General features: G+C 72.2%; 14 protein-coding genes and 1 tRNA gene. 13 read left to right on the plus strand and 2 right to left on the minus strand.

Annotated features, from left to right (window positions below):
* The first annotated feature begins 226 nt into the window (after window positions 1-226).
* On the plus strand, window positions 227-1,789 hold the full coding sequence (locus tag ACWGKT_RS26465) for an aldehyde dehydrogenase family protein (RefSeq protein ID WP_453275662.1): 1,563 nt from the start codon (window positions 227-229) through the stop codon (window positions 1,787-1,789).
* A gap of 206 nt (window positions 1,790-1,995) precedes the next feature.
* Window positions 1,996-2,080, plus strand: a tRNA-Leu gene (locus tag ACWGKT_RS26470).
* Between the two features lie 438 nt (window positions 2,081-2,518).
* On the opposite strand, the gene thrS is transcribed toward ACWGKT_RS26470, so the two are convergent.
* Together thrS and ACWGKT_RS26480 are read right to left on the minus strand one after the other, a co-directional pair.
* Entirely contained in the window at window positions 2,519-3,847 is a 1,329-nt protein-coding gene (thrS, locus tag ACWGKT_RS26475; RefSeq protein ID WP_453275663.1) for a threonine--tRNA ligase, read from the minus strand.
* Between the two features lie 102 nt (window positions 3,848-3,949).
* A complete protein-coding gene (locus tag ACWGKT_RS26480; protein ID WP_453275664.1) occupies window positions 3,950-4,093 on the minus strand; it encodes a hypothetical protein in 144 nt (47 codons plus the stop codon).
* A 503-nt stretch (window positions 4,094-4,596) separates the two neighbouring features.
* On the opposite strand from ACWGKT_RS26480, the gene ACWGKT_RS26485 reads away from it, so the two are divergent.
* The 11 genes from ACWGKT_RS26485 (at window position 4,597) to ACWGKT_RS26535 (ending at window position 23,406) form a co-directional block, all read left to right on the plus strand.
* Window positions 4,597-4,743 carry a hypothetical protein gene (locus ACWGKT_RS26485; protein WP_453275665.1) on the plus strand — a complete coding sequence of 49 codons (147 nt, stop codon included), beginning with the start codon at window positions 4,597-4,599 and terminating at the stop codon, window positions 4,741-4,743.
* Between the two features lie 64 nt (window positions 4,744-4,807).
* Complete coding sequence (locus ACWGKT_RS26490; protein ID WP_453275666.1) at window positions 4,808-5,146, plus strand: hypothetical protein; 339 nt, start codon at window positions 4,808-4,810, stop codon at window positions 5,144-5,146.
* A 92-nt stretch (window positions 5,147-5,238) separates the two neighbouring features.
* Window positions 5,239-6,771, plus strand: coding sequence for an amino acid adenylation domain-containing protein (locus ACWGKT_RS26495; RefSeq protein ID WP_453275667.1), 1,533 nt, complete (start codon window positions 5,239-5,241; stop codon window positions 6,769-6,771).
* Window positions 6,768-7,016 (plus strand): acyl carrier protein, encoded by a 249-nt coding sequence (locus tag ACWGKT_RS26500; RefSeq protein ID WP_453275668.1) that lies wholly within the window; start codon window positions 6,768-6,770, stop codon window positions 7,014-7,016. The genes ACWGKT_RS26495 and ACWGKT_RS26500 overlap by 4 nt, the downstream gene beginning before the upstream one ends.
* A gap of 2 nt (window positions 7,017-7,018) precedes the next feature.
* Entirely contained in the window at window positions 7,019-8,407 is a 1,389-nt protein-coding gene (locus tag ACWGKT_RS26505) for an MFS transporter (RefSeq protein ID WP_453275669.1), read from the plus strand.
* Window positions 8,404-10,548 (plus strand): hypothetical protein, encoded by a 2,145-nt coding sequence (locus ACWGKT_RS26510; protein ID WP_453275670.1) that lies wholly within the window; start codon window positions 8,404-8,406, stop codon window positions 10,546-10,548. Before ACWGKT_RS26505 ends, ACWGKT_RS26510 begins: the two co-directional genes overlap by 4 nt.
* Before the next feature lie 299 nt (window positions 10,549-10,847).
* Window positions 10,848-17,150 carry an amino acid adenylation domain-containing protein gene (locus tag ACWGKT_RS26515; protein ID WP_453275671.1) on the plus strand — a complete coding sequence of 2,101 codons (6,303 nt, stop codon included), beginning with the start codon at window positions 10,848-10,850 and terminating at the stop codon, window positions 17,148-17,150.
* A gap of 27 nt (window positions 17,151-17,177) precedes the next feature.
* The gene (locus ACWGKT_RS26520) at window positions 17,178-21,128 is read left to right on the plus strand and encodes a non-ribosomal peptide synthetase (RefSeq protein WP_453275672.1); all 3,951 of its coding nucleotides are present in this window, start codon (window positions 17,178-17,180) and stop codon (window positions 21,126-21,128) included.
* Window positions 21,129-21,260: 132 nt separating this feature from the next.
* Window positions 21,261-21,485 (plus strand): MbtH family protein, encoded by a 225-nt coding sequence (locus ACWGKT_RS26525; protein ID WP_453275673.1) that lies wholly within the window; start codon window positions 21,261-21,263, stop codon window positions 21,483-21,485.
* A 3-nt stretch (window positions 21,486-21,488) separates the two neighbouring features.
* Window positions 21,489-22,490, plus strand: coding sequence for an LLM class flavin-dependent oxidoreductase (locus tag ACWGKT_RS26530; RefSeq protein ID WP_453275674.1), 1,002 nt, complete (start codon window positions 21,489-21,491; stop codon window positions 22,488-22,490).
* Window positions 22,491-22,662: 172 nt separating this feature from the next.
* Window positions 22,663-23,406 carry a thioesterase II family protein gene (locus ACWGKT_RS26535; RefSeq protein WP_453275675.1) on the plus strand — a complete coding sequence of 248 codons (744 nt, stop codon included), beginning with the start codon at window positions 22,663-22,665 and terminating at the stop codon, window positions 23,404-23,406.
* Window positions 23,407-23,697 lie beyond the last annotated feature (291 nt).

The following is a 23,697-nucleotide window of genomic DNA, read 5'->3' on the forward strand; positions in this document are numbered from 1 at the left end:
GATCGTAAAGGGGGGACGCGGAACGCCGGCGGCCGCGGCAGCGGCGCGATCGCGCTGCACGTACAGGGGGACCGCGCCCGGGACCGCCCCCGGAGCAGCCCCGCACTTCACCGTCGCGCGGTCCCCGCCCAAGTGCCCGCGCAAGTCGGCGTCAACGCGCGCTCAGGTGGCAGGGACGACCCTTGCCACCCCGGCCCGACCCCCGCCCCGAGAGCGGAGCAGACGAATGGCACCCACCCTCACCACGACCCGCCCCGGCCTCATCCTCAAGCCCGGCACGTCCTGGAGCGACGCCTGGCAGCGCTCCCTGGCCGTCGCCCCCGAGGCCTTCCACGAGGACCGCGTCCTCAATCTCTACGGCGCCGCCTGGCGGACGGACGGCCGGGCCCGACCCGCGACCACCCCCGTCGACGGCACCCCCATCGTGGGCGCGCCGCGCCTCGACCGGGCCACCGCCCGGCACGCCGTACGGGCCTCCCTGGACCAGCACCGCGACTGGCGGCACGTCCCCCTCGCCGAACGCCGGGCCAGGGTCGCGGCCACCCTCGACGCCCTGACCGAACACCGCGAGCTGCTGGCGCTGCTGCTCGTCTGGGAGATCGGCAAGCCCTGGCGGCTCGCCCAGGCGGACGTCGACCGCGCGATCGACGGCGTGCGCTGGTACGTCGACGGCATCGAGCCGATGGTCGCGGGCCGCACCCCGTTGGCCGGGCCGGTCTCCAACATCGCGAGCTGGAACTACCCGATGAGCGTGCTCGTGCACGCCATGCTGGTGCAGGCACTGGCGGGCAACGCGGTCATCGCGAAGACCCCGACCGACGGCGGCGTCGCCTGCCTCACCCTCGCCTCGGCGCTGGCCGCCCGCGAGGGCATCCCGGTCACGCTCGTCAGCGGCAGCGGCGGCGAACTGTCGGAGGCGCTGGTACGGGCCCCCGAGATCGGCTGCGTCTCCTTCGTCGGCGGCCGGGACACCGGCGCCGCGGTGGCCACGGCCGTCGCCGACCTCGGCAAGCGGCACGTGCTGGAACAGGAAGGACTCAACACCTGGGGCCTGTGGAACTTCTCCGACTGGGACTCGCTCACCGCGGTGATCCCGAAGCTCTTCGACTACGGCAAGCAGCGCTGCACGGCGTACCCGCGCTTCGTCGTCCAGCGTGAGCTGTTCGACGAGTTCCTCGCGGCCTACCTCCCGGCGGTGCGCGGCGTCAGGACCGGCCACCCGCTGGCCGTCGGCCACCCCGACGACCTCCCGCCCGAGCTGGACTTCGGGCCGGTGATCAACGCGGCCAAGGCCCAGGAACTGCGCGAGCAGGTCGCCGACGCCATCGACCGCGGCGCCGTCCCGCTGTACCGGGGCCGGCCGACGGACGCCCGCCTGCTGCCCGGCCAGGACACCTCGGCGTACGTCCAGCCGGTCACGCTCCTCGGCCCGCCGTCGTCCTCCCCGCTGCACCACGCGGAACCGTTCGGCCCGGTCGACACCATCGTCCTGGTCGACACCGAGGCCGAGCTGCTGGCCGCCATGAACGCGTCCAACGGCGCCCTGGTCGCCACCCTCTCCACGGACGACCGGGACACCTACGAGCGGCTCGCCCCGCAGATCCGCGCGTTCAAGGTCGGCCACGGCAAGCCCCGCTCCCGCGGCGACCGCGACGAGCTGTTCGGCGGCTTCGGTGCCTCCTGGCGGGGCGCCTTCGTCGGCGGCGAGCTCCTGGTGCGCGCGGTGACCGAGGGCCCGGCGGGGGAGCGGCTGCCCGGCAACTTCCCCGACTACCAGCTCATGCCCTGACCCGGACCCGGTGGCTCGTGGCTGTGCCGTGACGTCGCCCCGGGTTGCGCCGGTCACACTCCGGCGCCACCCGGTGACCGTAGCGGCACAGCCACGAGCCGTGACCGTGCTCACCGGCGGATATGCAGGTGAAGGGCACTCCGAAACCTTGGTATTGTTGTCCCTGTCGCCGCGGGGAACACCCCCGGCCAGGCGACAGACACCTGGTCCGGGTGGCGGAATGGCAGACGCGCTAGCTTGAGGTGCTAGTGCCCTTTATCGGGCGTGGGGGTTCAAGTCCCCCCTCGGACACTTGCTGGGACGTTCACGAGATCGTCCCGAAGCATTTCACGAATTGCCGGTCGAGTCATGTGACTCACCGGTATTTCGTCGTTTCTGGGGCCTTGAGCCTCGTGATCGGCTCGATGAGGGGGTGAGGCGGTGGCGGTCCAGGTACTGCGCCTCTCACCTGCGGAAACAGGACATGCCTGCGCGACGGCTGGTAGCCGTGGCGCAGGCATGTGGGGTTTTCAGGGGGCGGAGCGCGGCGTAGGTGTGTCACTCGCGTGACTTGCTGTTGCTGCTTGCCGTAGCGATACGGAATCGAGGGCCTCGACCTAATGGTCGCGGTCCTTGTTGCGTTGCGGCAGAGCCGGAGCAGCTTCTTCGCTACCCCGGCGACGCTGCGGCGCCGGCACCGCCACCAGCCTCCTTGCCCCGGGCGACGGCAGGCGCGGATCGCACCGCCTGCTATGAGGCGGCGTCGACCCACAGGTCGGTGCTGTGGGCACCGATGAGGCCGCTGATGTGGGTGAGTGCGTCATCGACCGGCTGCGGGTCGAGCCGGCGTCCGTCACGCAAACGCAGCGCGACGTGATCGTCAGCGGCCTCCTTGGCGCCGATGACGGCTTGATAGGGAACCAGGCGGGCCTCTCGGACACGGGCGCCCAGACTGCCGCGTTCCGGTCCCGCGATCTTGGCACGCAGACCGAGGCCGGCGCATCGCTGGGCGAGCGCGGCGGCGTTCGGCAGTTCGGTGTCGGAGATCGGAAGAATCACCAGCTGAGTGGGGGCGAGCCAGGCGGGGAAGGCACCGCCGTGCTGTTCGATGAGATGGGCGACGGCTCGCTCCACACTGCCGATGATGCTGCGGTGGACCATGACCGGGCGATGTTTGGCGCCGTCCGCGCCGATGTAATGCAGATCGAACTGCTCGGGCTGGTGGAAGTCGACCTGGACAGTGGACAGGGTGGACTCCCGACCGGCGCCGTCGGTGACCTGGACGTCGATCTTGGGGCCGTAGAACGCGGCCTCACCCTCGGCCGCCTCGTAGGGCAGGCCGGAGCGGTCGAGGACGTCGGTCAGCAGGGCGATGGACCGTTGCCACTTCTCGGGGGCAGCAACGTACTTGCCACCGGGGCCCGGCAGGGAGAGCCGGTAGCGAGTCGGGGTGATGCCGAGTGCCTCGTACGCCCGGCGGATCATCTCCAGCGCGGCCTGCGCCTCCTGGGCGACCTGGTCCAGAGTGCAGAAGATGTGCGCGTCGTTGAGCTGGATGGCCCGCACCCGGGTCAGCCCGCCGAGCACGCCCGAGAGTTCGGAGCGGTACATGCCACCCAACTCGGCCATACGCAGGGGCAGTTCGCGGTAGCTGTGGGAGCCGGAGCGGTAGATCACCGCGTGATGAGGGCACAGGCTCGGCCGCAGGACGACCTGCTCACCGCCGAGGTCCATCGGGGGGAACATGTCGTCGCTGTAGTGCGCCCAGTGCCCCGAGATCTCGTACAGCTCCCGTTTGCCGAGCACCGGTGAGTACACGTGTTGGTAGCCCGCTCGCCGTTCGGCGGCGCGGATGTACTCCTCCAGGGTGTGCCGTACGGCCGCGCCGTCGGGCAGCCAGTACGGCAGTCCCGCGCCGATCAGCGGGTCGGTGTCGAACAGGCCCAGTTCACGGCCGAGCTTGCGGTGGTCATGCATGGCGGTCTCCTCGCGGACATCGGGCGAGTGACCGCAAGGCGAAGCCCCGGGGCACTCGCCCCGGGGCTTTGGACTAAGACATCCGTCAGCGCGCCGGGACACTCTCCGGCGTCGTCGTCACAGCAGCGCGCTTCATGCCGGAGACGTTAGCAGCCCGTAGCGATGTCCGCACGATCATTCCTCGTCAGGAGTGGCCGGATCACGCTAAGGCCCCAACCCGCCAGCCAGAGCGAGCAGTTGGAACGAGTACCGGCCCGACATGTCGATGTGGTGCCGCACGATTTCGGCGAGCGCGACCTGGTCGTGGACGCACAACTGGCCGACGGCGAACATCCATCGGTCCCGCATCGACCTCGAACACCAGGTCAATCCTCGGCAGGATCACGGCGGTGGTCGACCGGAGCCGGCGCGTCGACTTCGGCCGGCCCAGCGCGCCCGTCTCGGCCGTCGAAGCGCCCCAGCGGGGACGCATCGCGGGGAACGCGTTCGGGTGGACGGGGACCACCGAATGCCCGGCCGCGAGGAGCCGGTCGACCACCAGCCCGCGGCTCGTCTCGACCGCCACCGGCAACTCCGCCGGTATCCCGTGCCCGCGCAGCCCGGCCCGGCGAAAGCGCTCACCTGCCGGCGGCCACGGACCGACGTCTCTCCCACGGTCCGACGAGTCCCATCAGGACTGCGGTCCGTCGAAAACCTGGGCCCGGCCTGGGCGTTCCGGTACCGGCCGTGGCCTATTTGGGAACGCGGGCAGGGCTGGATCGGGCCACATGCGGTCAGCAGACTCATGGACATGGCCCGGCGGCAACGCCCGGCCCACCGCTCTCAAGACCACGAAGCCTGGAAGGTTCTCGATGAAGACTGTCCTCCGCGCCCTCGCCACCGCCCTCGTCCTGCTCGTCGCCGTCCCGGCCACCGCCCAGGCACTCACCTCGCCCGCCACGGAGCCCGCCGCCGTCACGACGACCGGCTCCTCGCCCGACGGCAACATCTGGGGGTGACATCCCTGCCCCTCGACCGTCCCTGACCGACAACGGACAACAGCACCTGAGGAGGCCGGGCGACATGTACGTCATCTCTGCACGGCTGCTGCACTCGCATGCAGAGACACCCCCAGGCGACCTGTGCCTCATCGATGACCTGCTCCGCGCCGAGGCCCTGAGGCCGGGCAGCCGGTTGGAGCACCACTGGATGCGGCCGGACCCGGCGGGCTGCGCACTGGTCCTGTACGTCCGCGCCCCCTCGCTCGAAGCCGCCGAGTACGCCGGCGGGCTGCTACTGCGCCGCGCTGTCGTCGAGCCCGGCCTCGCCTGCTGGTCCGTGGACCAATACGCCGTGGACCTTCCCGTCGACCTGGTCGAACGGTTCCTGCTGGACACGACTGCCGGCGACAGCGACGGCTGAGACGTCGCTCCGTCCGCACGCCCTCTCCTTCGCGCCGCCGTGCGCTGCCCGCGTGCGCCCATTCACCGACACCCAAGGCGGAACTACGTGACATGAACGCCCTGAACCGCACCCTCGTCGAGCGCTTCGACACAGTCGCCGCGGCCCGACCGGACGCAGTCGCCACCGTGTCCGGCACCGTGCGCACCACATACGGCGAACTCGCCGCGGCCTCCCGCCGTATCGCCGCGCACCTCCGCACAGCCGCAGGGGTCCGTCCGGGCGACCACGTGGCGCTCTCCCTCGAACCGTCCCCCGAAGCCGTCGCCGCCCTGCTCGCCGTTCTGCGCTGCGGCGCCGCCTACGTACCGCTCGACGTACAGAACCCCGCGGAGCGCAACCGGCTCATCGTCTCCGACGCGGCGCCGCGCGCGGTCGTCGGCGATGCGGAGGGCGCCGAGACCGATGCGTACGCCCTCAGCGCGACCGACGTCGCCCGGATCGCGGCCGACCCCGAGGCAGTCCAACTCGATGTGGCGCTGTGCGGCCCGCAGGACATCGCGTACGTCATCTACACCTCAGGCACCACCGGCCGCCCCAAGGGTGTGCCCATCAGCCACCGCAACGTCCAGGCGCTGTTCGACGCGACCGAAGGGCTCTTCAGCTTCGGACCCGACGACGTATGGCTGCTCTACCACTCGATCGCCTTCGACTTCTCGGTCTGGGAGCTGTGGGGCCCGCTTCTGCACGGCGGCACCCTCGTCATTCTCGACCGCTGGAACAAACTGGCACCCGAGTCCGTCGCCGGGATCGTCGTCGACACGGGCGTCACCGTACTCAACCAGACCCCCACCGCCTTCTCGGTCCTCTCCCGCGCCCTGCTCGGCCTGATACCCGAGGGCGGCGAACTTCCGCTGAGATACGTGGTGTTCGGCGGAGAGCGTCTCTCGATGCCCGCGCTGCGCGCCTGGCGGGACCGCTTCGGCCTGGACCGCCCGCGCCTGGTCAACATGTACGGGCTCACCGAGGCGACCGTGCACACGACCTACCACGCGCTGACCGACGCCGACCTCCACGGCGAGCTGTCGGTGATCGGCCGTCCGCTGCCGGGCTTCACCGCCCGCGTCATCGACACGACCGGCCGCGCCGCCGACCGGGGCGAACTCGCCGTCGCCGGGCCGCAGGTCGCCGCCGGCTACCTCAACAGGCCCGAGACCACCGCCGAACGCTTCGGCCCCGACCCGCTCGGTGAACTGGACGGCGCGCTCTTCTACCGCACCGGGGACCTCGTCGAGGACTTGGGTGACGGTCGGCTCGTCTACCACGGTCGAGCCGACCGCCAGGTGAAGATCCGCGGGCACCGCATCGAGCTGGGCGAGGTCGAGGCGGCGGTCGCCGCGGTCCCCGATGTCACGGAGGCGGCAGTCGTGGTGCTCGAATCGCCCGAGGGGGCTGTGCTCGCCTGTGGCTACACCACCCGCTCGGGGCAGCCGTTGGAACTGCGGGCGTTGCGCACCGCACTGCGCTCCCGCATCCCTCAGTACATGCTTCCCGGCCGGTTCGCGTGGTTCGCGCAACTGCCGCTGACAGTCAACGGAAAGACCGACACCCAGATGATCGCCAAGGAGATGGACCCCCGGCCATGACCACACTCAGCCTCCCCACACTCCTCGAACTCCAGGAAGCGATCCTGGACCGGCTGCGCGAGCAACTCGGGGATCCGTCCATCACCGTCGACGACAACTTCCTCGATCTTGGGGGCCACTCCCTGATGGCCATCGAGCTGAAGACGCGGCTCGTGGAGGAGTACGGTGTCACGCTCCCGCTCGCGGACCTGTTCCGCGGCACGCTCGCCGACGCCGCCGCGGCGGCCCTGGGCGCGGTGAAGTAGCCATGCGCACCTATATGGATGTCCTCCGCAACGGGGACTACCGCAAGCTCTGGGTCGGCGCCGTCATCAGCCTCCTCGGCGACGGCGCCACCTGGACCGCGCTCGCCTGGATCGCTGTCTCCGCCGGTGGCGCCCAGACTCTCGCCGTGCTCGGCGTCTGCTATTCCGCGCCGGTCCTCCTCGGCGGCGTGCTGGCCGGCAAGGTCGTCGACCGCTTCTCGCGCCGCGCGCTGCTGGTCTTCGACTCAATGGTGCGCGCCGCGGCCATGGCGGTCGTACCGCTGCTGTACGTACTGGACATGCTGAGCGTCTGGCACCTGTACGTCGTCGCCGCCGTCTATGGTCTCTTCAAGATCCTGCCGATCGGCATCATCCCCGCCGTGCTGCCGGACATCGTGCCCAAGAAGCAGCTCGACACCGCGATCGCCCTGGAGGCCGTCGCCTACGGCGCGGCGGGCCTGGCGGGCCCGGCCCTCGGCGGACTGTTGATCCCGCTCATCGGCGGCCACTGGGTGCTCGCCGTCGACGCGGCCACGTACCTGGTCTTCGCAGGGCTGGTGCTCACCATGAAGGCGCGGCTCGGCCGCCCCGAGCCCGACCCGAAGGGCACGGCGAGCGCCGCGACCGCCGACGCGTGGGACGCCGAGCGCAACTCCTGGAAGCCGGTGCTCCGTTTCCTCGCCGGTGACAAGGTGATGCTGGTCATCACCATCGCCTTCACCGCGTTCAACATGGCGATGGGCATGCTGATCGTCACCCAGCCCTGGCTCGCTCACGAGAAGCTGACCGGCGGCGCCACCATGCTCGGCATCATCGTCGGCGGCCTCGCCGCGGCCGAGATGATCGGCTCGCTCATCGCGGGTGCCGTGAAGCCCGCCGTGAAGCCCATGGTCCGCATCGGCCTCCTCCAACTCGTCGCGGGCGGTGGTCTGCTGCTGCTCCTCGGCATCCACCCGGCGCTGATCCTCATCGGCCAGGCGGCGTGCGGCATCCCCGCGATGCTGATGACGGTCTCCTCGCAGAGCGTCCGCTACCAGCGCACTCCCGAGGTGCTGCGCGCCCGCACCATGACGTTGATGCGCACCCTGATGCACAGCGCGGTGCCCGTCGGCTCCTTCGTCGCGGGTCCGCTGCTCGCGGGCGGTCACTACACGGCGCTCGTGGTGACCATGGCCGCCGTCGCCGGTGCGCCGGGTCTCCTCAGCCTGCTGTTCGTACGCGATGACGTGATCAACACGCCGGAGCAGGAGGCGACGCCCGGGAAGGACGCCGGGCCCGAGGCCGGCGCGTTCGACCCCGTCGAGCCCGCCTTTGACGCCGAGACCGGCAAGTCCGGCGCCGTCGCGCCCGGGTCCGCTACCGAGCTCACCCTTTCCGGAGACGCCCGATGACCGACCGACACGCTCCCTTCCGGTTCCACGCCCGCACCGGCGAGTACCTCGCCGCGCTCCGGGCCCACCGTCCGGGCGCCCTCGTGCCCGTCCTCGGCGAGCCGGGCCCCGGCCACCAGGCCGTCGTCGACCTCAGCAGGCCAGAGCCACAGCGCCCGGCCGTCGACCCCGGCGAGATCCTGGTCACCTGGCCCGCGGGGTCCAAGGCCGCCGAACTCGCCGCGGCGCTCGCCGAGTCCCTCGGAGCCCGCACGCACGAGCTGGCCGCCGCCGAGGAGATCGGCGAGGCGAGTGGCACCGCACGCCACGTCGTCGTGGTGTCCCTCGCCGACGAGATGGACGAGCGGTCCCTGACCCGGATGCACGACAGCCTGTTCGCACGCCGCGCGGCCGGCGAGGGCGGCCACCTCGGCATGGTCGTGGGCGCGGACCTGGAGCAGCTCAGCTGGATCGTCGCCAAGGGCTTGGCCCTGCCGCACCGCGTCCTCCCCGCCGAGCAGCACGTGCGGATCTGGCCCGCCGTGCAGAAGATCTCCAAGCGGTACGGGACGGGGCACTGGGTCCTCCAGGACGATGCGAAGGCAGAGGTCGTGCGGCCCCTGCTGCTCGACACCCACACCGGCGCGGTGTCGCTCGTCGCGCACGGCCGCGACGACGTCATCCACCTCAACGACACGGTGATCTGCCCGATCGGCGCGCACCGCATCGACCCGGCGTCGCCGTCCGCCTCGCACGCCCCGGTCTGCGCGTTCACCGGCAACTGCTACCGGCCCGAGGTCGCGGGCGAGAACATCATCCTGTCCGGGCGGATCGCCGCGGACGTGGTCTTCGCCAACTCCTGCATGGGCATGCGGGTCAACGAGGGTCTGTATCCACAGGAGTACCTGATGCCGCACGGTTTCGTGCGGGGCACGGCCGCCGCCTACCTGGCGACCGGACAGGTGATCAACGGTCTCCTGAAGGTGAACGACATCTTCCACACGGCGTGCGGCACCGGTCGCACGATGGGTGAGGCCGCGACCCTGATGAACGACCACCTGCGGTACGAGCGGGTCGACCTGCCGTACTACACGCTGCTCGGTCTGCCCTGGCTGACCGTCGCCGGACGCGTCACCGAAACCGACGCGCTGTGGGGCGAGTTCCTGCTGGTGCACGGTGAGCCCGGCACCGAGGGCGGCGGCGTGCGGGCGGCGGCGGTCGCCCTCGCGGCGGAGGAGTCCACCGGCACCAGCGCCCACGTCCTGTGCGTGTCGGGGCGAGGTGCCGCCGTCCTCGGTGACGCGGCGCCCGAGCCCCTCGACGTCGAGGCCGTACCGAAGCTCAAGCAGACGCTCCAGTCCATGGGCAGAGCCATGACGAACCTGGAGGACGTGGCCTTCACCGGCCTGAAGTACTCCCGGCAGGGCAACATGCTCGTCAACGTCCGCGACCAGGTCGCCTCGCTCTCCCAGGCGCTGCACAGTGCCGCCCTGATGGGCGACATCAAGCGCATACGGCGGCGCATCGGCGCGATCAGCACAGGGGTGGAGCGGGCCGAACTCACCTTGGCCGAGGCGTTGTTCGAGCGGGGAGTGCAGAGCTTCCAGCACTACAACGACGTCTGGGGCGAGACGCTGGAGCTGCACTCGCCGGACCTGACGGACGAGGAGTGCCCGTACTGCGCGCGGCTCCTTGTCCGCCAGGGGGCCACGCACCCGATCCTCGGCAGGATCGGCCGCGACGCCCGGGTCTGTCCACGCTGCGGCATGATCCGCGACGCCGATGCCCGCACCCCGGTCTCCGGGATGGTCGTCGACACCCCGGAGATCTGGCGGTGCGGCGACACCCAGGAGATCGGGTTGCGCTTCCGGGTGAGCGGGACCGGGGGAGACGGCCCCACGAAGGTCGCGGCCGGGATCTTCATGGCCAACGCCGCGAAGAACGGCATGGACTTCCCCACGCCGAGCTTCGTCGACCTGGATGCCGAGGGGCGGGGTGAGCTGCGCGCCGGTGTGCGGGTCCCTCAGGGGGCCCGGATGCACCAGGAGTACGTACGGGGCCTCGTCGTCGCCGAGGGCACGATCTCGTTCGTCACCCGCCCGGTGTGGGTCCGCCCGGCTGCCGTCGGCCCGGTCCCGCTGACGCTCACGACGCGGGCGTAGGCGCCCCGCACCCGTGGGGGGCGGGCCCCAGCCTACTTCGGCAGGGCACCCGCCTCAGGGCCGGACTCGGGATGCGCCCGTTCGCCGCTCCGGGAGCCGGCCCCGCACCCCCCCCGTACGGGGGCCGGCGCCCGGCACTTCCCACGCCCGGAGAGCGAACCCGTGAGCTGCTCTCGTCCCGCTCGGCCCGTCCGCATGCGCCGCCCATCACGGCCCGTACACCCGAAACCGAACCATCCCCGCAGCGCGGGGGTCCTTCGGGGCCGATGCCTCGGTCCACGTCTGGAAGGTCCACACCCATGTCCGAGACAACCGTCACCACGACGGCAGTTCCGGCCTCCTACGCCCAGGAAGGTCTCTGGCTCCTCGAGCAGCTCGGGGCCGGACCGGTGGCCAACAACCTGCCCATGGCCTGGCGCATCGCCGGGCCCGTCGACCCCGAAGCGCTGCGTGCCGCCCTGAGCCTGGTCGCGCGGCGAAACCCCGTCCTGCTCTCGCGCTGTGCCTGGGGCGACAGCGGCGAGGCGCTGCTGCTCTCCCAGGAGTACGAGCCCTCCCGGATTCCGTTCGAGATCGTCCGCGGCGTCCCCGAGGAGCGGGCGCTCGCTGACATCCACGACGTGTGCCTACGGCCCTTCGCGCCCGACACGCCGCTGCTGCGGGCCGGGGTGTGGGTGCCGGAGCACGGCGGGGACACCCTCTTCCTCCTGGTGATCAGCCACCTCGTCTTCGACGGCGGCTCCGAGGAGTCCTTCTTCGGCGAGCTGCGTGCCGCATATCTGCACGTCACCCAAGGTGTCCCGCTGCCCGCCGCCCCCGAGCCGTTCGCGCGCTTCGCCCGCGAGCAGCGCGACCGGTTCGCCGATACGGGGCAGGCCGAGCGCGTGGCACGGATCGCCGCCCGGACCCCGGTGCCACAGGCCGTACCGCTGCCGCAGTCGCCGACCGGACCCGGCCCCGACGACGCGTCCGAGGCGGCTCGCCAGTACACGATGCTCGACGCGGAACGGCTTGCCGACGCGCGGCAGTTCGGCCGCCGACGTGGCGCCTCCGAGGCCGTCGTGCTGCTTGCCGCGCTCGTCGCCACCGCCGCGCGGCTCGTGGACCGCGAGGAGTGCACCGTCCTCATGCCGTACGCCAACCGGGTCTCCGACTGGGCCCGTGGCGTCATCGGCCCCTGTCTGAACAGCCTCTACCTCACGGCAGAAGCCCCCGCCGATCTCACCTTCGGCGAACTGGTCGACGCCGTACGGGACATCGCCTTCACCGCGTACGAGGACGCCGACGTGCCCGCCGAGGCACTGCGCGCCCACTGGTCGCGTGGTGGTGCCGAGGCCCGCAGCAACCTGATGCTGAACCTCTTCCCGCACGAGCGCGCCGAGCTGTCCCTGCCGGGCTGCACCACGCGCCGCCTCAGCTGGGAGGAGACCCCCGTCCGGGCCCGCGCCGACCTCTGCGTCTACGGGTGGCCGCAAGACGGCGGGCTGCGCCTGGAGTTCCTGCACCGCACCGCCGCGCTCACCGCCGCCGACGCCGCGTCCTTCGCGGCATCGCTCACCGGGCTGCTCGCCCAGGGCGTCGCAAGCCCCGGCACGCGCCTGGCGGACCTCACGCTCGACGGGGCGGACCGGGTCCGCGCCGCGCTCACGGCGCCGCTCGCGGCGCGCCCCGGCACGACGGTCGTCGAGCAGGTGTGGGCCGCAGCGGCCCGCCACCCCGACGCCGTCGCCCTGCGCGCACCCGAGGGGGAGACGACCTACCGCGCCCTCACGGAGCGTGTGGACCGCGCGGCAGCCGGGCTCCTGGCGCGGGGTCTGCGCCCGGGGCAGACGGTGGCCGTGGACGCCGACCACTCGACGCACACGGTCCTCGCGGTCCTGGCCGTGCTGCGCGCGGGCGGTGTCCTGCTCCTGCTGCAGGACGGCCTCCCGGCGGCCCGCCGCACGGCGATCCTCGAACTGGCCGCTCCCGCACTGCACTTGAGGCGCGGTGCGGAGCTGCCCCAAGCCGCCCCCGGTACTCTTCCGCTCCCGGGCGCCGACGACCCGGCCTACGTCTTCTTCACCTCGGGCTCCACCGGCGTTCCCAAGGGCGTCCTCGGTCGGCACGGTGGCCTCGGGCACTTCCTCGCCTGGGAGCGCGGCCTTCTCGCCACCGGGCCGGGCGACCGCGTCGCCTGGCGCACCAACCCCGGCTTCGACGTCGTACTGCGCGACCTGTTCCTGCCGCTCGTCTCCGGCGCCACCCTCGCCGTCCCCGCGCCCGGCGACCTCGACGACCCGGCCGCGACGCTGCGCTGGCTCGCCGCGGCCGGCGTCACCACGCTGCACATCACGCCGAGTCTCGCCGATCTCCTTGCCATCGAGCACGCCGACGACCCCACGTCCGTCCCCGCCGCCCTGCGGGCCGTGCTCTTCGCCGGGGAGCCGCTCACCGGGCAGGCCGTGTCCCGCTGGCGCGCGCAGTTCGGCACGGGCGCGCGGCTCTTCAACCTGTACGGACCCACCGAGACGACTCTCGCCAAGTGCGCGTACGAGATACCGGACCAGCCCGCCGACGGCGTCCAGCCCATCGGCACCCCGCTGCCCGAGACGCAGGTAGTGGTTCTCCGGCCCGACGGCAACCCTGCGGGCATCGGCGAGATCGGCGAGCTGACCATCCGCACCCCGCATCGCTCCCTCGGCTACCTCGGCGTCGTCGACGACCACGCTGCCGAGCGCTTCGCCGTCAACCCGTACCGTGACGCCCCCGACGACGTGCTGTACCGCACCGGCGACCTCGGACGGCTGCGCGCCGACGGGTTGCTCGACATTCTCGGCCGCGCCGACGACGAGGTGAAGGTCCACGGCGTGCGCGTCCAGCCCGCGGAGGTGGCCGCCGCGCTGCGCGCACACCCCGGCGTCGAGCAGGCCGCCGTCGTCAAGAGCACGGGCGGCCACGGCCTCATCGGCTACGCGGTGCCCGCCGCGGGCACCGCACTCGACGAGACCCAGGTGCTGCGCCACGTCGCCGCCCTGCTGCCCCCGGCGTTCGTGCCCGCCAGGCTCGTCCCGCTCGACCGGATGCCGCTGCTGCCCAACGGCAAGGTCGACAAGCGGTCCCTGCCACAGCCCCACGACCTCCTCAGGCAGGTCGAGCCCGTCGCTCCGCGCACCGCCGGCGAAGCCGCCGTCGTCGAGGTGTTCCAGGAGGTCCTGGACGCCGAACGGGTCGGCGTGCACGACGAGTTCCTCGCCCTCGGCGGCCACTCGCTGCTCGCCATGCGCGCCGCGGCCCGGCTGCGCAAGCGCTTCGGGGTACGGGTTCCCGCGTCCGTCGTCCTGGATCGAGCCACCCCCGCGGTGCTCGCCGACTGGCTGGCGCGCCAGGCTCCGCAGAGCGCCGCGGGCCGTGCGCCCGGAGCCACCGAACTGCCCTACCCCGCCGGGCTCGGCCAGGAGCGCATGTTCTTCCTCGAAGAGGTCACCGCCGCCGAGCCGGGCGTCTACAACATCCCCTGGTGCTTCCGGCTGCGGGGCCCCCTCGACCACGACGCCCTGCGCACCGCGCTGCTGCGGCTCACCGAGCGGCACACCCCGCTGCGCACCGGCTTCGACGTCACCCAGGACGGCCTGATCGCCCACCCCAGGCCTGCCGCCGACGTCTTCGACTTCCGCACCGTGACCCTGCCGGGCCCGGATGCGCTCGACGGCTTCGTCCGTGAGGAGCTGGCCTGTCCGTTCGACCTGCGCGCGGGCCGCACCGTCCGCATCGCGCTCGCCGAACTCGGGCCCGAGGACGCCGCGCTGGTCGTCACCGTGCACCACATCGCCGCCGACGGCTGGTCCCTCTCCGTCCTCCAGGACGAACTGTCCGCCCTCTACGCCGTCGCCGTCGGGACGCCCGGCGAGACCGAGCCCGCCGCCCCGGAGGGCGGCTACGCCGACTTCGCCCTGTGGCAGCGTGCACACACCCGGGAGTCGGAGGCCGACGGGCGGCTCGCCGAGGCCGCTGACCGGCTGCGCGGCGCACCCGACCGCTACGGCATGCCCACCGACCGGCCACGCGGCCGCCGCCAGACCTATCGCGGCGACCGCGTGGAACTCGCCCTGGACGGCGCCTTCGTGGCGGGGCTGCGCGCTGCCGCCCACCGCCGCGCCACCACCCCGTTCGCGCTGCTCACCGCCGCCACGGCCGCAGCGGTCGCGGCCCGGGGCGGCGACCGTGAACTGGTCCTCGGCGCGGCCGTCGCCAACCGGCCCGAGCCGTTCCACCAAGAGCTGATCGGCTGCTTCATCAACACCGTGCCGCTGCGCCTCGAGGTGCCGGCCGGGGGGCTGCTCGACGACCTGATCTCCGCCACCGCCGCCGAGACGTCCCGGGCGCTCGCCGACGCGGACATCCCCTTCGAACGGCTGCTGACCGAGCTGGACGTGGAGCGCACCGCCAACCATCCGCCGGTCTTCCAGGTCATGATCGTCATGCAGCAGGCCGAGCCGGCGGGGCTGCGAATTCCCGGCGTCGAGGTCACCTCGGTCCCCGACGCCAGGACCACCGCCAAGACCGATCTGAGCCTCATCGCCCACCTCGACGGCGTCCGTCCCACGCTCACCGTGGAATACAACGCCGACCTGTTCGACGCGGCGACCGCCCGGACGGTCCTCGACCACATCCACCACCTGCTGACCCTCGCCGACGTGCCCCGCGCCCGGCACGACGCGCTGCCGCCCGCCCAGCTCGCCGCCGAACTCGCCCTCGCCGCGGGCCCCGCGGTGCCCTTCACCGCCGACGAGCCGCACGACCTGCTCACCGGCATCCGCGCCCAGGCCGCCCGCACCCCCGGCGCGCCCGCCGTGTCGTACGCGGGCCGCACCCTCAGCTACACCGAGCTGATCGGCCTCGCCGACGCCCACGGCCACGAGCTGCGGGCGCGCGGCGTCGGCAACGGCGACATCGTCGCCGTCCACCTGGAGCGGTCCACGGAGATGGTGGTGGCGCTGCTAGCCGTGCTCGCCGCGGGTGCCGCCTACCTCCCGCTCGACACCGCGGCCCCGGCCGAACGGCTGCGGCTCATGATGGACACGGCACAGGTCACCGCCCTGCTCACCGCGGAGGGCGGCGTGCCGGACGAACTGCGCCGCACGCACACCCTCCATGTCGACCTGGGCGCCGCGCCGAAAGAGCCGACCGGCGCGACCGTGCCGCCCGGCTCACCCGCGTACTGCATCTTCACCTCCGGCTCCACCGGCACCCCCAAGGGCGTCCTCGTCCCCCACCTGGCGATCGTCAACCGGCTGCGCTGGATGCAGAGCGCCTACGGCCTGGACGCCACCGACACGGTCCTGCAGAAGACCCCGTACACCTTCGACGTGTCCGTGTGGGAGTTCTTCTGGCCGCTGCTCACCGGCGCCCGCATCGTCATGGCCCGCCCCGGCGGCCACCGCGACCCCGGCTATCTGATCGAGGAGATCCGCCGCGAGGGCGTCACCACGCTGCACTTCGTGCCGCCGATGCTCGCCGCGCTCCTCGAACACCCCGAGGCGGGCACCATCGGCGCGTCGGTGCGCCGGGTCGTCTGCTCCGGTGAGGCTCTGGAGGGCAGCCTGCGCGACCGCTTTCACGCGCTGGTCGGCAACACCCTCCTGGAGAACCTGTACGGTCCGACCGAGGCCGCCGTCGACGTCTCGCGGCACAGCGCCACGCCCGAGGAGTCCGGCACCACCGTCCCCATCGGCACGCCCATCGACAACATCCGGCTCTACGTCCTGGACCGCGACACCCTGCGCGTCACCCCGCCCGGCGGCGTCGGCGAACTCCACATCGGTGGCACGGGCCTCGCCGTCGGGTACGTCGGCAGGCCCGACCTGACCGCCGACCGCTTCGTCCCCGACCCGTTCGCGCGATCCGGCGACGAGGGCGCCCGGCTCTACCGCACCGGCGACCTGGTCCGCCGGCTGCCCGACGGCGCCCTGGAATACCTCGGCCGCACCGACTTCCAAGTGAAGATCCGCGGCGTACGCATCGAACTCGGCGAGATCGAGGAGCGCCTCGCCGCCCAGCCCGAGGTCGGCGACGCCGTCGTCCTGGTCCACGAGAACGCCGGCGGCGGCAAGGAACTCATCGCCTACGCCACCCGGCGCCCCGGTGCCCGGGCAGAAGGGCCCGAGCTCGTCGATCGGCTGCGGGAGTTCCTCCCCGACTACATGTGCCCGGCGCTCGTCGTACTCCTCGACGCGTTCCCGCTCGGCGCCACCGGCAAGGTCGACCGGCGCGCCCTTCCCGACCCGCAGCTGTGGCGACCTGACACCGCCGCCTACGAGGAGCCCACCACCGAGCAGGAGCGCGTCCTCGCCGCCATCTGGACCGAGGTCGTCAAGCCCGCCGCCCCGGTCGGCGCCGGAGACAACTTCTTCGCCCTGGGCGGCGACTCCCTCAGCGCGGTACGCGTCGTCGGCGCCGCCGCAGAACAGGGCTGGCAGCTCGGCCTCGACGATGTCTTCACCGCCCGCACCCTGCACGACCTCGCTGTCGCCCTCACCCCCGCGCAGGCGCCCCGACAGGTCGCCGCACCCCGCGACTTCATGATGCTCAGCGACGCCGACCGTGCGCTGCTCGGACTCTGAAACCTTCTGGAACCCCTGGAGCAAAAGATGACCACGGCCATACCGCGGCGCCGCCCCGCCACGAGCTCGGTGACGGACGCCTATCCGCTCTCCCGCCTGCAGGCGGGCATGATCTACCACGCCGAGCTGGAGGGCGACGCCTCCTACTACCACGACATCTACTCGCTGCGCGTCCACGGCCCCTGGCAGGAGGACGCCTTCAGAGCAGCCGTCGACGGTCTCGTCGCCGCCCACGAGGTGCTGCGCACCTCCTTCGAACTCGCCAAGTTCAGCGAGCCGTTGCAGCTGGTCCACTCCGCCGTCGAAGCCCCGGTCGAGGTCGTCGACCTGCGCGGCGTCGAAGACTGGACGGCGGTGCTCGACGCCTGGCGGCACGCCGAGACCCAGCGGCCCTTCGACTTCGCGCAGGCCCCGCTCTTCCGGATGGTCGTCCACCTCCTGGACGACGGACAGTTCCACTTCTGGTGGTCCTTCCACCACGCGATGATGGACGGCTGGAGCCTGCACTCCGCGGTCACCGAGCTGTTCGCCGGCTACACCGCGATCCGCCAGGGCCGCGCCCCGCAGTTCACCACCCCGCGCACCCGTTACCGCGACTACATCGCGCTGGAGCTCGACGCCCTCGACGACCCCCGCCAGCGCGACTTCTGGCGCGGACGCCTTGCCGGGGCCGAGCCCGCCACCCTGCCGACACCGCCGCGCCGCACCACCGCCGAACTCGACTCCACCGTCGAGGTCGAGTGGCACGACATCCCGGCGCCCGTCCTCGCCTCGCTCACCGAGCTGGCCACCAGGCTCCGCGTCCCCGTCCGCACGGTCCTGCTCACCGCGCACCTGCGCGTCGTGTCCGCCCTGCTCGGCCGCAGCGACGTCATCACCGGCGTGGTCGGCAACGGCCGCCCGGAGACCACCGATGCCGAACAGGTCAAGGGCCTCTTCCTCAGCACGTATCCGCTGCGCACCCGCATCCCGGAGGCCTCCTGGGCCGACTTCGCGACCGCCGTGTTCGCGGAGGAGACCGCGATCCTGCCGAACCGGCGCTATCCGCTGGCCGCGATGGTCGAGGAAACCGGCTGGAGCCCATTCGACCTGGTCTTCGACTTCCGCCGCTTCCGCAGCTACGAAGGGCTGGCCGAGCAGGACGACACCCACTTCGACCTCGGCGCCTACTACGAGCACACCAACTTCCCGCTCACCTCCGGCTTCGTGATGAATCCGGACGGCACCGAACTGCGTCTCCAGTTCCGCTACGACGCCCGACGCTTCGACACCGACGACACCGCCCGCATCGCCCGCGCCTACCTCTCGGTTCTGGCCCGTATCGCCTCCGACCCCGAGGAGCCGGTGCTCACCGAGCCCGCCCTCGCCCCCGAGGACGTCGCCGCCCTCACCCGGCACGCCACCGGGCCCTGGCAGGAGGCCGACGGGCCGCGCGGCGCATACCAGCGCATCGAACGCGCCGCGGCCCGCGCGGGGCACGACACCGCGGTGCGTGCCGTCGACGGTGAGCAGAACTACCTCGAACTCCTGGAGGCCGCAGGCCGTATCGCGGGCTACCTCCAGGACGCCGGGGTGCGGCGCGGCGACCCGGTCGGTGTCTGCATGAACCGCACCGCGCTGCTCGTCCCCACCCTGCTCGCGATCTGGCGGATCGGCGCCAACTACGTTTCCCTGGATCCCAGTTACCCCCTCGATCGGCTGCGCTACATCGCCTCGCACAGTGGCGCGGGCTTCGTCCTGCACGATGCGGCGTCCGCGTCCGTCGCCTCCGAACTGGAACCCGCCGCACTGCCCGTCGAGACGGCTGCGACCCACGGACGCTCCGCCGACCCGGTCGAGGTGACCGGCGACGAACTCGCGTACACCATCTACACCTCCGGCTCCACCGGCCTGCCCAAGGGCGTCCAGGTGCCGCACGGCGCCGTCGTCAACTTCCTCGACGCGCTCATCGACCGCCTCAGCCTCGACAAGGACCACACCTTCCTCGCGACGACGTCGATCAGCTTCGACATCCACGTCAACGAGATGTACGTACCGCTGGTCCTCGGCGCCCCCATGGTGCTCGCCGCCCGCAGCCAGGTCTCCGACGGCGCCGCGCTGCGCGACCTCATCGAGGCCGAGCCCGATCTGGTCGCCCAGGGCCCGCCGGCCTTGTGGCGGATGCTGCTCGACGCCGGCTGGCGCCCGCACGGCATGGCCGCGGTCCTCTGCGGCGGCGAGGCCTTCCCGCGCGACCTCGCCGAGAAGCTCACCCGCGACGGCGTGCCCGTGTGGAACATGTACGGTCCCACCGAGACCACCGTGTGGTCCGCGGTCGGCCGCGTCGACGGCGGCGACGCCACCGTGCCCATCGGCCGCCCGGTCCGCAACACCACCCTGTGGGTGCTCGACGAGCACATGCACCCGGTGTTCCCCGGCGTGCCCGGCGAGCTGTACATCGGCGGCGACGGTGTCGTCCGCGCCTACCACGACCGGCCCGACCTGACCGCCGACCGCTTCGTGCCCGACCCGTTCGCGGGCGCCGGCCGCCCCGGCGCCCGCCTCTACCGCACCGGCGACCTGGTGCGCACCGCTGACGACGGCACCTTCGAGTACCTGGAGCGCGTCGACCTCCAGGTCAAGGTGCGCGGCTATCGCATCGAGCTGGAGGAGGTCGAGGCCCGGCTCGGCGCTCACCCCGACGTCTCCGCCGCCGTCGTCGCGGCGCCGCTCGGCTCCGACGGGGAGCGCGTCCTCGCCGGGTACGCGGTCGCCGCGCCCGGTGTCGACGGGACCGCGTTGCGTGCCTGGTGCGCCGAGGCCCTGCCCGACTACATGGTGCCGCAGGCGTGGGTTCTCCTCGACGCGCTGCCGCTCACACCCAACGGCAAGGTCGACCGCAAGTCGCTGCCCGGCGTCGGCGAGGCGGTGACCGCCACCGCCGACTCCACGGCCCCCGCGAGCGAGACCGAACGGGCCGTTGCCGCGATCTGGAGCGAGGTCCTCGGCATCACCGGCACCGGCGTGCACGCCAACTTCTTCGACCTGGGCGGCCATTCGCTGCGCGCTCTGCGCGTGGTCCTGAAGATCCGCGACGAACTGGGCGTGGACGTACCGGTCGCGACGCTGCTCCAGGCCTCCACGATCCGCCGCCTGGCAGCCGTCATCGACCGGCAGACGGGCGGCGGCGCGGAGGCGGACCGGCCGCTGCTGGTGCCGCTCAACTCGACCGGTGCGACCCCACTGTTCCTCTTCCACCCGCTCGGCGGCCACATCTTCGGATACGGGCCGCTCGGCCGGAACCTGGACGGCGAGGTCAGCGTGTACGGGATACGCGCCAAGGGCATGGAGCCCGGCGAGGAGCCGACCGACTCCATGGCGGCGCTCGTCGACCGCTACCTGACCGAGATCAGGGCCGTGCAGCCCGAGGGTCCCTACCGCCTCGCGGGCTGGTGCATGGGCGCCACGGTCGCCGTGGAGACCGCCCGCAGGCTCCGCGCCGAGGGCGCGGAGGTCGCCTATCTCGGCCTGATCGTTGCCAACCCCTTCGACCAAGCGCCCGGCATCCTGCTCCACGACGAGACGGCGTTGGTCCACCACATGCTCGGGCAGGGCACCGACGTCACGTACGAGGAGCTGGCCGCCCTGTCCGGGCTCGACGAGCAGATCGAGCGGGTTTTCAGCCGTAGCCGCGAGTCGGGGCAGCTCCGCGACGACGTCACGAGCCTGGCGGACGCGCACCGGCTGCTCGCGGTGTACCAGGCCAACGCGAAGGCCATCACCGCCCGGGAGCCGGCTCCCTACGACGGCGCCGCGCAGGTGTTCGTCCTCCCGGCGGACGGCTTCCAGCCGGCCGACATGGGCTGGTCGAAGGTGATCACGGGTGCCGTGACCCTGCAGGAACTCCCGGGTCTGCCCACGGACTTCCTCGACCCGGAGAACGTCAGCCGCCTCGCGGACATCCTCGCGGAGGAGCTGAACGGGACGGCGCATGCCTGACCCGGACCGCCCGCAGGCGGCCCCCGCCCCGGCCCGCATGCCGGAAGCGGTCCCCGCTCCCGCGACGCACCCGACCGCTGTCTCAGCCCCCGCCGCGTCTCGCGGCCCCGCCCCGTACGGAAAGGCCACATCATGACTGCCGCATCCGCATCCGCATCCGCTTCCGCCTTCACTGTCGTCCGCAACGCCGAGGAGCAGTACTCCGTCTGGTTCACCGGCCGTCCCCTGCCCGCCGGCTGGTCCGAGGTCGGGGTCACCGGCAGCCGGGCCGACTGCCTCGCCCACATCGAGAGCGTCTGGACCGACCTGCGTCCGCTCACCCTCCGCTCCGCGCTCGCCGCGGGAAAGGCGGCCTGAACCGTGTTGACCGTCTACACCACCGCCCCCTCCTCACACGGCGTCACCGGACCCGAGTTCCGGCAGAAGGCCGTCGATGTGGCCCGGTGGACCGAGGCCGCCGGGCACCGCGGCCTCCTCGTCTACACCGACAACACCCTCGTCGACCCTTGGCAGGTCGCCCAGCTCCTGATCGAGCGCACCGAGTCGTTGGTACCGCTCGTCGCAGTGCAGCCGCTCTTCCGGCACCCCTTCGACGTGGCCCGCGCCATCAGCTCGCTCGGCTTCCACTACGGCCGCCAGGTCGACCTGAACCTTGTGACCGGCGGCTTCGCCGGCCACATGCGGGAGCTCGGCGACGTGCTCGACCACGACGAGCGCTACCTCCGCCTCACCGAGTACGGGAAGATCGTCAACAAGCTCCTCGGAGGCGTCCGCCCGGTCACCCACCTTGGCAACCACTACGGCCTCAACGGCGTCCAGCTCACGATTCCGCTGCCCGCCGAACTGACGCCCCGGATGTACGTCTCCGGCTCGTCCGAGGCGTGCGAGGAGGCGCGGCAGTCGCTCGGCGCGATCCGCCTGTCCTACCCCCGTGCCTTCGCGGACTACGCCGAAACCCCCGGCGCGCTGCGCGGCAACGGCATCCGGCTCGGCATCATCGCCCGTGAGACCGCGGAGGAGGCGTGGCGCATCGCACATGAGCGCTTCCCCCAGGATCAGTTGGGGGAAAGGCTGCACGACGTGGCGGCCGGGCAGGTGGAGTCCCGCTGGCACCAGAACCTCTCTGCCGACGCCCAGCGCTCGGCGGCGCCGAGGGACGGCTACTGGCTCTACCCGTTCCGCGCCTACAAGACGTTCTGCCCGTATCTGGTGGGCAGCTACGTGGAGGTGGCGGGACTCATGGGCCAGTACCTCGACCTCGGGATCACCGCGCTGATTCTCGACGTGCCGCGCGAGGAGGACGACCTGCATCATGCCGGGATCGCGCTGCGCCTGGCCCAGCGGGAACCCGTGGCTTCCTGACCTGCCGATCTCGCCGATCTCGCCGATCCCGCCGGTCTTTCCGGTCTCCCAAGAGTGACACCGCCGCCGGGCGCGCCCCATGGCGCCCGGCGGCACCACCCACTCCGTAATGCACCATGGCAGGGGCATCGCCGCCCGCTACGGCATCGCCCCGCGAGAAGAGAGAGCCATCATGACCGTTACCAGCCCTTGGCTGCGGCGGCTCGGCCCGCCCCTCGACGCGGGCGCTGAGCTGATCTGCTTCCCGCACGCGGGCGGTTCCGCGGTCGCCCACCGGCCACTGGCCGCCGTCCTCGCGGGGCGCGTCGCGGTCACCGGCGTCCAGTACCCCGGCCGCCAGGACCGCATCGCCGAGCCCGTCGTCACTGATCTGCACGCTCTCGCCGATGCCGTCGCGCAGCAGCTTGCCGCAGCGGACGCCGGCATCCCGCGGGTGTTCTTCGGGCACAGCATGGGCGCGATCGTCGCGTACGAGACGGCGCTGCGCCTCGGCGACGCGGGCCCCGTGCACCTCATCGCCGCGGGCCGCCCCGCTCCCTCCCGCATCCGCGACACGCACGCCCATCTGCTGTCCGACGACGCCCTCCTGGAGCAGGTCGTCGAACTCGGCGGCACCGAGGTGGAGTTGCTGGACCATCCGGAACTGAGGGAGCTCGTCCTGCCGGTCATCCGTGGTGACTACCGTGCGAGCGAAACCTACCGGCAACGCGAGGGCCAGGGGCTCGGCTGCCCCGTGACCGTCCTTGTCGGCGATGCCGACCCCCTGACCCCGCTCGCCGATGCCCGCGCCTGGGCCCCGCACACCATGGGGCCCTGCCGGGTGCGAGTGCTCCCGGGCGACCACTTCTTCGTGAGCGGGCACTGGGGGACCGTGGCCGACGTCGCGCGGCAGGCGCTGGAGGCCGTACCGGCATGAACACGCCGGCCCGGCGCGTCGGGGAGCCGCTGCCGCCCGCCACAGCCCGGGCCGAAGTGCACTGGGACCGGCTGCTGTTCAGTGCCGAGGAGTCCGTCTACAAGTTCTGGTCGCCGCTGACAGGGCACTGGCTCGGTCTCGATGAGGCGGAGGAGACGTTCGCCGAGTCCCGGAGATCCGGCTGTCGCGGAGCAGCCCCCTGGGGGACCTGCCTGGCCCGCCACCGTCGAAGTGACCCGCGCCGCCCGAGCAGTATTCCTGCTGGGGCGGCCAGGGGCCACCGACCATAGG

It is taken from the genome of Streptomyces sp. NPDC054794 (assembly GCF_053611585.1).